The sequence below is a fragment of the Nocardia sp. NPDC049935 genome (assembly GCF_055586645.1).
This window is the reverse complement of sequence record NZ_JBVJHV010000005.1, coordinates 203,656-216,682: the sequence shown is the minus strand read 5'-3', so window position 1 is coordinate 216,682 and position 13,027 is coordinate 203,656. Positions and strand designations below refer to the sequence as shown.

Here is a 13,027-nt window from a genome sequence, read left to right as displayed (position 1 = left end):
GGACAGTCGGGATATGTCCGAAGCACCAGCGCCCGAACACACCGGCCGGACCTTCTTCGGTCACCCGATCGGGCTCGTCAACCTGTTCGGCGTGGAACTGTGGGAGCGGTTCTCGTTCTACGGGATGCTCACCATCCTCGGGTACTACCTGTACTACGAGACGACCGACGGGGGGCTCGGGCTCGATCAGGACGCCGCCATCGGTCTCGTCGGGGCCTACGGCGGGCTCGTCTACCTGTGCACGGTGCTCGGCGGCTGGGTTTCGGACCGGCTGATCGGGATGGAGCGGACCGTCTTCTACGGCGGTGTGGTGGTGATGGCCGGGCATATCGCGCTGGCGCTGATCCCCGGTCTCACCGGGGTGGGGGTGGGCCTGGTGCTGGTCGCGCTGGGTAGCGGTGCGCTCAAATCCAACGCGTCCGCCCTGCTGGGCACCCTCTATCCGAAGGGCGACCCGCGGGTCGACGGCGGATTCACCCTGTTCTACCTGGGGATCAATCTGGGCGCGTTCGTGGGGCCGCTGATCACCGGGCTGCTGCAGGAGGAGTGGGGGTTCCATGCGGGATTCGGGGCGGCCGCCGTCGGGATGGCACTGGGCCTGATCCAGTACGTGGTGTTCCGGCGCAACCTGGGTACGGCCGGTCGCCACGTACCCGACCCGCTCCCGCGTAAGGCGGCCGGCCCGCTGATCGGGCTGCTGGTGGCCGTCCTGCTGCTGATCGCGCTCGTGCTGGTGACGGGTCTGGTCACCATCGACACCCTGCCCGACGTGACCACCGGCCTGATCGTTGTGGCCGCGCTGAGTTATTTCGCCGTACTGCTCACCCACCGCCGCGTGACGCCCACCGAACGCCGCCGGGTGTGGGCGTTCCTCCCGCTGTTCCTGGCCAACGTGGTGTTCTGGTCGCTGTTCCAGCAGATCTTCACCGTGCTGGCCGTGTACTCCGACGAGCGGATGGATTGGAACATCTTCGGCTGGACGGCGCCGTCGAACTGGATCGGTTCGGTGGAGCCGGTGTGGATCATCGCCCTGTCGCCGCTGTTCGCGCTGATGTGGACGAGACTCGGCGACCGGGCGCCGAGCACCCCGCGCAAATTCGCGCTCGGCGTGGCGGGGATGGGGGCGGCGTTCCTGCTGTTCCTGCCGATGGCCGGGACCACCGGCCGGGCGGTTCCGGCACTGGTGGTGCTGTTCATCATGGCGGTGTTCGCGATCTCGGAGCTGCTGATCTCGCCGATCGGGCTGGCGGTGAGCACCCAGCTGGCGCCCGAGCATTTCCGCGCCCAGATGATGGCGCTGTATTTCCTCTCGGTGGCCCTGGGCACCACGTTGTCGGGAGTGCTGGCGCGTTTCTACTCGGCCGACGACGAGTTCGCGTACTTCGGGATCACCGGTGCGGTCGCGATAGTGGCCGGTGGCGTGATTGCGGGGCTCTCGTCGTGGATAACCCGATACATGTCGGGAGTGCATTAGCGTTCCCGGTACTTGCGCCAGAATGATGAGGAGGCCGCAGTGACCACCCCGACCCGACGGAATTCGCTGTTCCGCACCAAATCGGTGGAGCAGTCGATCCGGGATACCGACGAGCCCGGTTCGAGACTGCGCAAAGACCTCACATCCTGGGACCTGGCCGTCTTCGGCGTCGCCGTCGTGATCGGCGCCGGTATCTTCACCCTGACCGCCCGCACCGCCGGTAACGTGGCGGGCCCCTCGGTGTCCCTGGCGTTCGTGTTCGCGGCCGTCGCCTGCGGACTGACCGCGCTCTGCTACGCCGAATTCGCTTCCACCGTGCCGGTGGCCGGTAGCGCCTACACCTTCTCCTACGCGACCTTCGGCGAACTCGCGGCCTGGATCATCGGCTGGGATCTGCTGCTGGAGTTCGCGCTGGCCGCCTCGGTGGTGTCCAAGGGCTGGTCGCAGTACCTGGGCCAGGTGTTCGACAAGGGCGCCGCGGTGGTGGACCTGGGGCCGGTGACCTTCGACTGGGGCGCGGTCCTGCTGATCGCGGTGCTCACCACCCTGCTCGCGCTCGGCACGAAACTGTCGTCGCGGGTGTCGGCCATCGCGGTGGCGATCAAGGTCGGCGTGATCCTGCTGGTGATCATCGTCGGGCTCACCTTCTTCGATTCGGCGAACCTCAGCCCCTTCATCCCGGAGGCGGTGCCCGCCGAAGCCGAGTCCGGTCTGACCCAGTCGCTGTTCTCCTGGGTGACCGGTGCCGGTAACACCAACTTCGGCTGGTACGGCCTGCTGGCCGCGGCCAGCCTGGTGTTCTTCGCCTTCATCGGCTTCGACGTCGTCGCCACCGCCGCCGAGGAGACCAAGAACCCCCAGCGCGACCTGCCGCGCGGCATACTGGGCTCGCTGATCGTGGTCACCATCCTCTATGTCGCCGTGACCGTCGTGCTCACCGGCATGGTCCCCTACACCGACCTCGCCGGCGACGACGCCACCCTGGCGACCGCTTTCGCGCTCAACGGCGCCACCTGGGCCAAGAACATCATCTCCATCGGCGCCCTGGCCGGTCTGACCACCGTCGTCATGGTGATGCTGCTCGGCCAGACCCGGGTGCTGTTCGCGATGTCGCGTGACGGTCTCACCCCGCGCTGGCTCTCCCGCACCGGCGACCGGGGCACCCCGGTCCGGATCACCGTCATCGTCGGCGTGGTCTGTGCCCTGCTCGCCGGATTCGTGGACTTCGGCACCCTCGAGGAAATGGTGAACATCGGCACCCTGTTCGCCTTCCTGCTGGTCTCCATCGGCGTGGTGATCCTGCGCCGCACCCGCCCCGACCTGCCCCGGGGGTTCCGGGTGCCGCTGGTGCCGCTGGTGCCGATCCTGGCGGTGCTGTCCTGCCTGTGGCTGATGGTGAATCTTTCGGTCGAGACCTGGCTGCGTTTCGTAGTCTGGATGCTGCTCGGTTTGGTGATGTACTTCGCATACGGCCGACGGCATTCGCTGCTCGGCAGGACCGCTTCCGAACAGGAGTGAGCGCGATGCGTCTACCGTGGCGGTGGTTCCGGCGCCGGGAGGAAACGTTCCTCCGTGCGCCGATATCGTCCGAGGCCACCGGCACGGACCTGGTGGTGGAATGGATCGACGCGGTGACCACCGGGCTGGCCACCGCCCCGCCCGGCCCGCCGGAGGCCGCTCCGGCGCGGGTGTGCGACGGGATGTTCACCGCGGCGACCATCGTCGCGGTGCTCATCGAGAAGATCGCCGACCGCACCGAGTACCGGGTCGCCAACAACCGCTGTATGGCCTCGGCGGTCGATTTCATGAAGGTCCTCGGCGAGGACACCCTGCGCCGCTACCGCATCGACGGGGTCCAGCCGGTGGGCTGGGAGAACATGGACGCGGAGATGGACGAGCTGGTGATCGCCCGCCGGCTCGGGCGGCTGGGGGAGGCACTGCAGATGGCACTGCTGGCGGTGACCACGGACTACGACCTGTCCGACGAGGTCCGCGAGGCCGCGGAGGAGTCGGGACTGCTGGCCGCCGATGTCCTGGTGGAGGCATGCCAGGCAATTCAGACAGATCCCACCATGTGACTCCCACTCACGGGTATTCCGGTACGGGTGTACGAGTCGGTAGTGTGTGGTCCGCACGCCCCCATAGCCCAATTGGCAGAGGCAGCGGACTTAAAATCCGCCAAGTGTGGGTTCGAGTCCCACTGGGGGCACTCTGCGCCGCAGGTCGGACAGGTTGTCCGAGATCGGCAGCCCCGGGTACGTGACGATCCCGTCGCGGGCCGCTCCGGACAAACCCCGCATGGGCTCACCGCCGACGCGGAACCGCTGTTACTGGGAACCTCGGTGGTTCGTGGTCGAGTAGTCTTCGGCTTCCATGGCCACGATCACGAGGAGAATGACCGACAGATGTTGTCGCGAAACAACTTTGCGAAGATGACCAAGATCGGCCGGCTCGGTGTGGCGGCTGCCGCGCTGGCGGCATTGACCTCGGCCGGCACCGGGACGGCCGCGGCCGCCGAGGGCTGGACGGTGACGACCTGCCGCGGCCTCAGCCCGTTCATCGTCGACTTCCCGTACTCGGGTCAGGTGATCGGCGGACAGTACAACTCGCCCGGGCGCGCGACCTACACGATCGACTCGGGTGGCAGCCTCTGGGGCAGCTACGACACGCAGGTCACGCTGAACTGGACCAATCTGAACACGGGAGCGTCGGGTTCGGAGACGCAGCGGGCGCCGGTCGGGTTCGTGATCGGCAACGGCGCGACGATGTACTTCAGCCCGTTCACCGGCCCGGGCACGGTGCGCACCGACTTCACGGTGGTGAACCACGGGCCGGTGGCGCAGACGGTGAACTGCTCGGGGACTTCGCAGGTCGCGTAGTACGAACGGTACGACTCGCGCGGACGGGTCCGGTCGCGAATCACCGGACCCGTCGCCGGGGTCGAGCGCTCTATTCGGATCAGCGAGGCGGTCCCGGCACGGGATAGGGCATCCCGTGGTGCGGTGGCGGGGTGGGCCGGCGGGCCGAGACCGAGAGCGCGATCCCCACGCCGATCGCGGCCACCAGCGCGAGGACCAGGAACGGCACCCCCACCAGATACGCCAGGCGAAAGCTGAGGGCGTTCGAGACCGATTGGGTGACGACCGGGGCCACCACCGTCGCCAGGAGTCCGGGAAACGTCACCGCCGCGATCGCGGCTACGCGTTCCTGCTTCAGTGGCATCAGCAGCGCCACGGTCGCCCCGGCGGCGGCGCCGGTGCCGAGCCCGCCGAGCACCCGGCCGATCACCATCATGGCGGAGCCACTCGCGAGCGCCACCAGCACGACACCGGCGAGCATGACGACGACGGCGGAAATCGTCACCGCCGTCAGAGCGCGCGAACCGAGTAGATAACCGGCGGGAAACGCGGCCCCGGCGGCGATCACATACGAAAGAAGCGCGGCCACGGGGAATGCCGTGGGTGACAGGCCGAGATGTAGCTGGAGGTCGGACATTCCGTCGAACCGGTACACACTCGCCCAGATCGCCAGACCGACGACCGTGGCGAAGCCGGGACCGATCAGGGCCCAGACGGGGTTGGTCCGGGTCGGAAGCGCGTTGTTCCCCGGCGGCGGCATAACGACCATGCGGTCACCCTAGGACAACAATTCCGCGCCCACCATCCGTACGGGCAGGTCCGGCAGTCGGTCTCAGCGTCCGGGCAACGTCAACGCCAGCACGAAAACGGTGACTCCGATGATCGCGAGTACGGCCAGGTCCGGGCTCCAGATCACGACCGCCGCCCGGAACCCCATGCGTACACTCTGGTCGCGGTGATCAGGTCACATGCATCGGTGACCACCCACCAGGGAGTGTCCGGCTCCAGATATTCGAGGTGGGGCACGATTACCGCGTCGGCACTGTAATCGAGCGCGTATTGGACTGCGATCAGCGCTGCCAGTACGGGGCGTGTATCGGTTCGCACCGTATGCACGACATGGAGCGCGTGATGCCGCTCCAGCGCTGCGAATACCGCTGGGTCGTAGGCCGAGTCGAGAATCGCCACCGCTCGCTTGCCGGATTTCTGCCCGCCCGGCTCTGCTCGATCGGTCACTCACAGCCCCTTTCGATTCGATGTGATCGGACCCGGCATCGGGGACCACGCGGGGCCGTTCCACTACCGGATGTGCATTCAGAAGCGTTCCGTGACCTGGTATTTCGCGGTAGTGTTGCGTTGTGGCCACGGTGTTGCCGGCCGAGTGGGCAGTGCGGCAACACCGGCCGGCGCGGTGGGAGGAAGGGGGCCGATGGACGAGTGGCGGGCATTCGGAGCCGAGTTGCGGCAACTGCGTGTCCGGGCCGGGTTCACAGTGCGTGGGCTGGCGCGGGAATTGCACTACGATCCCGGCGCGCTCTCACGATTCGAGAACGGTCGTCGTAGGCCGCCGTTCGAGATCGCGGTGGCTCTCGATCGGGTGCTGTGCTCGGATGGGGCCCTGGTCGCGCAATACGAGAGCTTGATTTCGGCGGCACCGGAATCCGATCGGGCGACGCGGTTGGAGCTGCACGAGGCCGCTGCCTCGGCGGAGCGACGCTATACCGACCGTGCGCTGGCCGCGGAATTGTCGGAATTGCTGGCCGAGAGCCGCAGACTGGAGGACCGCGTCGGTTCCCAATTGGTCCTACCGCTGGGTCTGCGGCAGGCACGTATCGCGGCCGCGCTCGCGGTCGACGCGAGAGGGGCATCGCGAAACGCGATCGTCGATGCGGCGGCCGGGTGGCAGCAGTTCACCGGCTGGCTGCACGCGAGCCTCGGTCACCACGCCGCAGCTGTCCGGCATTACCGAACGGCGCTGGAATTGGCCACCGAGAGCGGTGATCCGAATATGATCTCGACGGCGCTGGCAATGCGGGGGCAGGTCGCATGGATGGCGGGGGAGGTCGGCGCCATGATCGGCCTGTCCCAGGCCGCGCAACGCGATGGCGAATCCCTCAGTCCGACCGTTCTCGCGCTCGCTGTTCAACAGGAGGGGCGTGGCCTGGGCATCGAGGGCGACTTGTACGGAATGGAGACGAAACTCGATATCGCCGCCGAGCTGATCGCGCGCGGCGCCGATCGCCCGGACGCCCAGTACTTCTATTCCGACGCGTTGATCGAAATCCAGCGCGGCATGGCCTATCGCCTGGCCCGTCAGTGGGACAAGGCGGTGCTGTGGCTCGACCGGGGCCTGTCGGGATTCGACCCGGACCTGCTCACGTCCGAATGGGCCACCTGGTACGTCGCCGAGTTCGCCTGTGCGCTGGCCGGCGCCGGGGAACCGGAGGCTGCCTGCACGCGGGCATCGCAGGCTCTGCCGGTCGCGGTTGCCACCCCTGGTTCGAGACTGCCCGATTTCCTCCGCGATCTGCACCGGCAGATGGCATCGAAATGGGCGGACAACTCCGCCGTCGCCGCGCTGGGCGAAGAACTCGCTGCGCCTGAACGCACCAGAAGGTGATCCGACTGCCCGAGAGAACTGCTGGCCAGCGCAACCGTTTCGGGCGTGCCGGATGAATGATCTCCGGCCTCTCGAAGGTGGCGCCGGTCCGCGCGGCTACTACTGGTTTTTGACTCTCGAACATTCGCCAAGCTTCCACACGGCCACCAAGGCCTGCCATCATTTCATCGATCCGGTGTATTTCGAGCCGACGCCGGTCAGCGGCCTTCATCTCACCCTGGACAGGATTGCTCGGCCCGGCGCGAGCAACTCGGTACAGCGAGAGTCGGTGGCCGCCGCGGCCCGGCGCACGCTCATTCACCATCCTCCCTTCGTGTTGGCAGTTGACCGAGTGACCAATCTGCGCGGTGCGATCGGTTTCATCGTGGAGCCTGCCGGGCGGGTATCCGCTGTCCGCGACCTGCTCAGGGCCGCGACTCGTTCCGTGATTCCCGATGCGGCAATCAAGGACTCGTCATCCGCACCGCATGTGACGATCGCTTACCCGAAGTTCGAAGAACTGGAGAAATCTGCTTCCGCCACCGCACAGAAAATCGCTGGGTTGCCTACCGGGACGGAGGTGACTGTGTCGGAAGTCGTCATGGTCGCGCTCGAACGACGGGGACACGGATATCGGTGGGATGAGGTGGTGCGGGTGCGGCTTGGGTCGGGAACCCTTACTGGTGACAGTCCGGGCTCCATCGCAGATCGCTGAATGCGAGAGTTCGATCCTGCGGGGTGACCGACCGAGGCGGATTTACCAGGACCATTTCACGCCTTGGCCTTCCGGCGCCGCTCGGCGATGAGATGGCGCACCTCGCGCAACTGCGCGCGAACCTCGGCCGGGTCTTCTTCGGCGTCGATGTCGACCTCCATCGCCGCCAACGCGTCGTACTGCTGTCGTCGGCGCGCCTCCCGATAGGTCAGGACGTCGTCCAGCCGGAGCCGGTGACGAGTGCCTATACGTTCGGCGGGCAGTTCCTGTTTGTCGATGAGCCGGATCACGGTCGGCCTACTGACACCGAGGAGGTCCGCCGCCTGCTGGGAAGTCAGTGTCATGCTGTGGGGAGCCACGGTGACGGCCTTACCGGCCATCAATGCGGCGACGACCTGTTTCAGCGCCAGATGGACTTCCGCGGGGAGTTCGATCCGATCATGTTCACCGGTTCCGACCAGAGCGTAACCGGGGTTCGGCTTCGAACCGGATTCCCTCAGTCGTTCATGGGCAGCGAGAAAGCTGAACACGGATGCGAGGCTCTCGCGGTCCTCGTCCGGAAGGAAGGTCTTCTCCTCCAATGCTCGCGCAGTCACGCAACACCTCCATATTCGAACGTTTCGAAGTTATTTTCGGAACGTTCGAATATTTTGGCATGCGCGGGCAGGCATGACCGCCGCATAGGTCGCCGCCGGGAACAGGGCGTCGGCTGGGGATCGAACCGCCGCCCCGATCGGTGACCTCGACCGGATTGCGGGGAGTTCAGTCCTGGACGGTGACCGGGGGTGGGGTCCAGTGGCCGTTCAGGATGGTGTCGTCGGGCCAGTAGGCGCGGAGGTAGAGGGTGAACTCGTCGTTGGGGGCGGGGAGCCAGTTGGTGAGTTGTTTGGGCTCGCTCGGGCCCGCGCCGCCGACGGTGAGAGTGAGGGAGCCGTCGTCGTTGTGGGTGAGATCCTGATTCTTGGTGCCCAGGGAGAAGCGTTCCAGTTCGTTGGGGTGGAAGAAGTGGTGCTTGTTGTAGACGGTCAGGGACCAGAAGCCCTCGACCGGCGGCAGTTGGCCGGCGGGGAAATGCACCGAATAGGTGTGGGAGCCGTGCAGTCGCTCGCCGGATTCGTCGAGATCCTGGTAGTAATAGGCGGTTTCGTTCGGGGTGTTGACGAAGATGTTGGATTTGGCGATCGCTGTGCGGGACAGGTAGTCGGTGCCGAATTCGGCGCCGTTGCGCTGGGTGGTCCAATGGCCGGCGACCGGGATGCCGATATTGCGGAACTGGAACAGGTCGGTGACCACGTGGTCGGTGTCGAGTGCGGTCTGCCGGAGGACCTCGGCGATCTCGGGGTCGCGCTCGGCGGCGGTGAGTACCGAGCGCATCCAGGTGTAGAGGGCTTCCTCTCCGGGGCGCGGCGGAACTTCGTCGAGCACCTCGGGGAGGGCGGCGAAGAACTTGCCGGGATCCACCCACTGGGTTTCGGCCTGGTCGCCGGTCGCCTTACCGCCGCCGAACGCGGGAGCCGCCGACCAGTCCACGACCTTGACCTCGCCGTCGAACTCCGACAGGGGATACATCGAGATCCGGTCGACCAGCGGCGCGATGGCGGCGCGGTCCTGGGGGGTGTCGTCGAGGAAGACGCGGGGGATCACCACGCCGGACCGGGTGTCGTAGCGGAAGACGCCGGTGATTCCGGCGGGGACGGCGCCCTCCCACGATACGGGGGCGAGCAGGTAGAAACCGGGCTCGGTGCCGTACATCCTGCCGATCCGGACGAAGGAATCGGTGCGCTGATCGACCACCTGGTACACCCAGAACCGGTCGCCGAAATCGGGTACCTGCACCACCGACGGCTCCCGTTCGGCGTCGAGAACGCCGAATCCGTAGACGACGTCCTGGTTGGGGCAGGCGACGACGCGCTCCTCGGGCCGGATGTAGTCGCGCAGCATGCCGAGCGCGCCGGGCGGAGCGGCGGGCACGATTCCGGCCAGCAGGCCGGGTGCGGGCAGCTGTTCCATGAAGACCCGGCGGTTGTGCATATTCATCAGCGGCCAGCCCCACAGGTAGGCCAGGCGGCCCACCGAGGCGGCATACTCCGGTGTCATCTTCGGGTTCGCGAAACCGCCGGTCATGGGCTGCTCCTCTACCTCGGTCACCTCTCCGGGCCATCCGGTCCCGAAGGTAGGGCGCGACCGCCCGGCGGCGCCTCACCCGGGCGGGGTGAACGCACCGGGCACCGGTAAATGGAAGGGTGGTCGACGAGCCGCCGCGGCGCGGCATGAACCGGCGCGGACGCAGGTGGGCCGCTGTTTCCGCTGACTCGGGGGTGGCGGGCACGTCCCGGTGGGCGACATGCGCGCCCGATTCGGGTGGGTGGGGCCGCTCATGCGGGGTACGTTCGGCGTATGACGGAACCGTCGCACAACTATGGTCGGCAGGACCCCTACCGCCAGGGCTACCCGCGCACGCAGGGTTATCCCCAGCAGCAGGGTCAGCCGTATCAGCAGCCGGAATACGGCCACCAGGTGGAGTACGCGCACCAGGGTGACTACCAGGAGCCGTCCAACGAGCCGAAGATCAACCTCGGACGGCTCTGGGCGGGCGGGATCGGCACGGCCGCCGTCGTAGCGCTGGTGATCGTGGTCCTGATCATGCTCATTCGCGGCATTCTCAATATCGCGGTGCTCTCGCCCGAGGGCGCGGGCGCCTACGGCACCGTGTCGACCACGTCGTACGCGATCGCCGGGGGCGCCGCCGCCATCGCCGCCACCGGGCTGCTGAACCTGCTGCTGGCGTTGATGCCCAGTCCGATGCAGTTCTTCTACTGGATCACCGGGCTGCTCACGGCATTGGCGACGCTGCTCCCGTTCACCCTGGTGGCGGGCCTGGACGCCAAGATCGCCACGGCCGCGATCAACCTGATCGCCGGTCTGTGCATCATGTCGCTGCTGGGCGGGGTCGGGGCGAGCGCCATCATCCGGCGGCCGCAGCAGTACTGAGCGGGGCGGACCGTCAGTCCGGGACGTAGGCGCGAACCGCCGCGAGATAGTCGGTGATGGCGCGGCGGTTGTGCTCCAGGCAGCGGATACGGTCCTCCATGCGTTCGCGTTCCCGCTCCAGGGTCGCCAGCATCTCCGGCGTCGCGTCCGGAAAGTAGATGGTGCGCGGTTTGTCGAGGCAGGGCAGGATCTGCTTGATGATCCGGGTGGGCAGGCCGGCGTCGAGCAATCCGCGGATCTGGACCACCCGGTCCACGAAGCGGTCGTCGTAGTCGCGGTAGCCGTTGGCGCAGCGCCGCGCGGCGATCAGGCCCTGTTCCTCGTAGTAGCGCAGCAGCCGCCGCGAGGTGCCGGTGCGCTCGGACAGTTCACCGATTCTCATTCCACCGACCTCGCCGCTTGACCTTCACATAGATGTGAAGGTTCGAGCATAGCGGTATGGACAACGAACTCTTCGACTACAGCGCCATCGTCGATCGCGACCCCGTCGAATGGCCGGGCGGCGCGCGGGTGGCGTTCTATGCGGGCCTCAATATCGAGCACTACGAACTCGGCAGGCCCTCCACCAGTATCTTTCCCGGCACGGCCGGGCTCGTGCCCGATCCGCTCAACTACGGCTGGCGCGATTACGGGCCCCGGGTGGGATTCTGGCGGGTGCTGGACGCGCTGGACCGGCACGGTATCCGGGCCAGTGTGCTGCTCAATTCCGATGTCGCCCGGCACTATCCGCGGATCATCGAGGCGGGGCGGGAACGGAACTGGGCCTGGCTCGCGCACGGGAAGAACAATTCGATTCTCCAGCCCGAGCTCGCCGCCGCCGACGAACGCGCGTATCTGACCGACGTGGTCACCACGATCGAAAAGGCCACCGGCACCCGCCCGCGCGGGTGGATGGGACCGGCGCTGAGCGAGAGCCCGCGCACGCCGGAACTGCTCGCCGAACTCGGGCTGGGTTACGTCCTCGACTGGACCAACGACGACCAGCCCTACCGGTTGCGAGTTCCGGGCCTGCTGAGCGTGCCCTACTCGGTCGAGCTGAACGACAACACGTTGTTCCTGGGAACCGGGCTCACCGGACCCGATTTCGTCGCGATCGTGCGCGACCAGCTGGACCGCCTGTACGAGGATTCCGCGGGCAGCGGCCGGGTGATGGTGCTGGCGCTGCATCCGTTCGTCATCGGGCAGGCATTCCGGGCGAAGTATCTGGATCTGGCACTGGACCATATCGCCGGGCATCCGGGCGTCTGGCTCACCACCAGCGACGATATCGCCGATCACTTCGCCCGGACGGCCGCGGTGGCGGGCTGAGCGACCGGGCGCGGCTTGACCTGGACCAGCTGTTTTCCCAGGTTGGCGCCGTCGAACAGGCGTTGCAGGGCCGCGGGCGCGTGTTCCAGGCCGTCGACGATGTCCTCGGCCCAGCGCAACTCGCCCGCGGCGACCCATCCGGCCAGCCGTCCGAGCGCTTCGGGAAAGACCGCGTGGTGGTCGAAGAACAGAAAACCCTCCATCCGGGCTCGGCGGAAGGCCAGCTGCATATAGTTGGCGGGCCCCGGACCGTAACCGCTCGCCGAATATCCGGACGAGATGGAGCCGCACAGGGCGATCCTGGCGTGCAGCGCGAGATGATCGAGTGCGTTCTCCAGGAGCGCGCCACCGATATTGTCGAATACGGCGGTCAATCCCCCGGGGGCGAATTCGCGCAGTGCGGCCGGAATATCGGCGGTGCGGTAGTCCAGGCAGTCGTCGAACCGCGCGGTCCCGCGCACCCATTCGACCTTTTCCGGGGAGCCGGCGGTGCCGAGAACCCGGGCGCCCAGGAGCCGGGCGATCTGGCCGGCCAGGGAGCCGACACTGCCCGCGGCTCCCGTGACGAGCAGGTGATCGGATTCGGTGATCCGGAGCACCTCCGACACCCCGATATAGGCGGTGAGGCCGCTGACGCCGAAAACCGTGAGCATGTGGTGCGGGTCGATACCCGGCGGGACCGGGTTGACCCCGAACAGGCCGCCGCGACGCGCGACGGCGTACTCCTGCCAGCCGAGCTCACCGTAGACCCATTGTCCCTCGGGTAGCTCCGGGTTGCGGGATTCGACCACCAGCCCGATACCGCTGCCGCGCATCACCTCGCCGATTCCGACCGGCGAGGTGTACGCGGCGTCGGCGTTGAGCCAGGTGCGCTGGGTGGCGTCGATACCGAGGCGGATCACCTCGATCAACGCTTCCCCATCGGCCGGGGTGGGCACCGGCACGGTCTCCGCGCCGAAGGTGGCGGTGGTGATACCGGCGACGGGGCGGTCCCGCAGGATTATCCGGCGAGCGGTGCGGGGGAGCATGCGACCAGTCTTACCAGCGGTGGGAGATATTGCCGAACGGTTTTCGCGCAGACT

14 protein-coding genes and 1 tRNA gene are annotated in these 13,027 nt (G+C 67.1%); 9 read left to right on the top strand and 6 right to left on the bottom strand.

What is annotated here, in order from left to right; all coding sequences use genetic code 11:
• Nucleotides 1-13 precede the first annotated feature (13 nt).
• From ACZ6SF_RS20890 to ACZ6SF_RS20870, 5 genes are all read left to right on the top strand, one after another.
• Nucleotides 14-1,474, top strand: coding sequence for a peptide MFS transporter (locus ACZ6SF_RS20890; protein WP_466063831.1), 1,461 nt, complete (start codon nt 14-16; stop codon nt 1,472-1,474).
• Nucleotides 1,475-1,513: 39 nt separating this feature from the next.
• A complete protein-coding gene (locus ACZ6SF_RS20885) occupies nt 1,514-2,992 on the top strand; it encodes an amino acid permease (protein WP_466063830.1) in 1,479 nt (492 codons plus the stop codon).
• Nucleotides 2,993-2,997: 5 nt separating this feature from the next.
• Complete coding sequence (locus ACZ6SF_RS20880; protein ID WP_466063829.1) at nt 2,998-3,552, top strand: hypothetical protein; 555 nt, start codon at nt 2,998-3,000, stop codon at nt 3,550-3,552.
• A 57-nt stretch (nt 3,553-3,609) separates the two neighbouring features.
• Nucleotides 3,610-3,683 (top strand) — tRNA-Leu (locus ACZ6SF_RS20875).
• 223 nt (nt 3,684-3,906) lie between these two features.
• Nucleotides 3,907-4,353 (top strand): hypothetical protein, encoded by a 447-nt coding sequence (locus ACZ6SF_RS20870; RefSeq protein WP_466063828.1) that lies wholly within the window; start codon nt 3,907-3,909, stop codon nt 4,351-4,353.
• Nucleotides 4,354-4,432: 79 nt separating this feature from the next.
• Here the strand turns inward: ACZ6SF_RS20870 and ACZ6SF_RS20865 are convergent, their stop codons facing one another.
• Together ACZ6SF_RS20865 and ACZ6SF_RS20860 are read right to left on the bottom strand one after the other, a co-directional pair.
• Complete coding sequence (locus ACZ6SF_RS20865; protein WP_466063827.1) at nt 4,433-5,101, bottom strand: hypothetical protein; 669 nt, start codon at nt 5,099-5,101, stop codon at nt 4,433-4,435.
• 143 nt (nt 5,102-5,244) lie between these two features.
• Nucleotides 5,245-5,568: a hypothetical protein gene (locus ACZ6SF_RS20860; RefSeq protein WP_466063826.1), complete on the bottom strand. Its 324-nt coding sequence runs from the start codon at nt 5,566-5,568 to the stop codon at nt 5,245-5,247.
• A 91-nt stretch (nt 5,569-5,659) separates the two neighbouring features.
• On the opposite strand from ACZ6SF_RS20860, the gene ACZ6SF_RS20855 reads away from it, so the two are divergent.
• Nucleotides 5,660-6,952 carry a helix-turn-helix domain-containing protein gene (locus tag ACZ6SF_RS20855; RefSeq protein WP_466063825.1) on the top strand — a complete coding sequence of 431 codons (1,293 nt, stop codon included), beginning with the start codon at nt 5,660-5,662 and terminating at the stop codon, nt 6,950-6,952.
• 52 nt (nt 6,953-7,004) lie between these two features.
• A complete protein-coding gene (locus tag ACZ6SF_RS20850) occupies nt 7,005-7,646 on the top strand; it encodes a 2'-5' RNA ligase family protein (protein WP_466063824.1) in 642 nt (213 codons plus the stop codon).
• Between the two features lie 56 nt (nt 7,647-7,702).
• On the opposite strand, the gene ACZ6SF_RS20845 is transcribed toward ACZ6SF_RS20850, so the two are convergent.
• Together ACZ6SF_RS20845 and ACZ6SF_RS20840 are read right to left on the bottom strand one after the other, a co-directional pair.
• The gene (locus tag ACZ6SF_RS20845; protein WP_466063823.1) at nt 7,703-8,242 is read right to left on the bottom strand and encodes a helix-turn-helix domain-containing protein; all 540 of its coding nucleotides are present in this window, start codon (nt 8,240-8,242) and stop codon (nt 7,703-7,705) included.
• Between the two features lie 166 nt (nt 8,243-8,408).
• Complete coding sequence (locus ACZ6SF_RS20840) at nt 8,409-9,770, bottom strand: DUF1254 domain-containing protein (RefSeq protein ID WP_466063822.1); 1,362 nt, start codon at nt 9,768-9,770, stop codon at nt 8,409-8,411.
• Between the two features lie 273 nt (nt 9,771-10,043).
• Between ACZ6SF_RS20840 and ACZ6SF_RS20835 the strand changes: the two genes are divergently transcribed.
• Nucleotides 10,044-10,637 carry a DUF6069 family protein gene (locus tag ACZ6SF_RS20835; protein WP_466063821.1) on the top strand — a complete coding sequence of 198 codons (594 nt, stop codon included), beginning with the start codon at nt 10,044-10,046 and terminating at the stop codon, nt 10,635-10,637.
• 13 nt (nt 10,638-10,650) lie between these two features.
• Here the strand turns inward: ACZ6SF_RS20835 and ACZ6SF_RS20830 are convergent, their stop codons facing one another.
• On the bottom strand, nt 10,651-11,019 hold the full coding sequence (locus ACZ6SF_RS20830) for a MerR family transcriptional regulator (RefSeq protein ID WP_466063820.1): 369 nt from the start codon (nt 11,017-11,019) through the stop codon (nt 10,651-10,653).
• Nucleotides 11,020-11,075: 56 nt separating this feature from the next.
• Here ACZ6SF_RS20830 and ACZ6SF_RS20825 point away from each other — a divergent pair, with 56 nt between their 5' ends.
• Nucleotides 11,076-11,945 carry a polysaccharide deacetylase family protein gene (locus tag ACZ6SF_RS20825; protein ID WP_466063819.1) on the top strand — a complete coding sequence of 290 codons (870 nt, stop codon included), beginning with the start codon at nt 11,076-11,078 and terminating at the stop codon, nt 11,943-11,945.
• Here the strand turns inward: ACZ6SF_RS20825 and ACZ6SF_RS20820 are convergent.
• The gene (locus ACZ6SF_RS20820) at nt 11,912-12,973 is read right to left on the bottom strand and encodes an NADP-dependent oxidoreductase (protein WP_466063818.1); all 1,062 of its coding nucleotides are present in this window, start codon (nt 12,971-12,973) and stop codon (nt 11,912-11,914) included. The genes ACZ6SF_RS20825 and ACZ6SF_RS20820 overlap by 34 nt on opposite strands.
• Nucleotides 12,974-13,027: the final 54 nt, after the last annotated feature.

Coding starts and splice junctions, on each gene's coding strand:
- ACZ6SF_RS20870 (WP_466063828.1), top strand. CDS start 3,907: ATGACCAAGATCGGCCGGCTCGGTGTGGCGGCTGCCGCGCTGGCGGCA.
- ACZ6SF_RS20825 (WP_466063819.1), top strand. CDS start 11,076: ATGGACAACGAACTCTTCGACTACAGCGCCATCGTCGATCGCGACCCC.
- ACZ6SF_RS20835 (WP_466063821.1), top strand. CDS start 10,044: ATGACGGAACCGTCGCACAACTATGGTCGGCAGGACCCCTACCGCCAG.
- ACZ6SF_RS20890 (WP_466063831.1), top strand. CDS start 14: ATGTCCGAAGCACCAGCGCCCGAACACACCGGCCGGACCTTCTTCGGT.
- ACZ6SF_RS20880 (WP_466063829.1), top strand. CDS start 2,998: ATGCGTCTACCGTGGCGGTGGTTCCGGCGCCGGGAGGAAACGTTCCTC.
- ACZ6SF_RS20850 (WP_466063824.1), top strand. CDS start 7,005: ATGAATGATCTCCGGCCTCTCGAAGGTGGCGCCGGTCCGCGCGGCTAC.
- ACZ6SF_RS20840 (WP_466063822.1), bottom strand. CDS start 9,770: ATGACCGGCGGTTTCGCGAACCCGAAGATGACACCGGAGTATGCCGCC.
- ACZ6SF_RS20820 (WP_466063818.1), bottom strand. CDS start 12,973: ATGCTCCCCCGCACCGCTCGCCGGATAATCCTGCGGGACCGCCCCGTC.
- ACZ6SF_RS20865 (WP_466063827.1), bottom strand. CDS start 5,101: ATGGTCGTTATGCCGCCGCCGGGGAACAACGCGCTTCCGACCCGGACC.
- ACZ6SF_RS20830 (WP_466063820.1), bottom strand. CDS start 11,019: ATGAGAATCGGTGAACTGTCCGAGCGCACCGGCACCTCGCGGCGGCTG.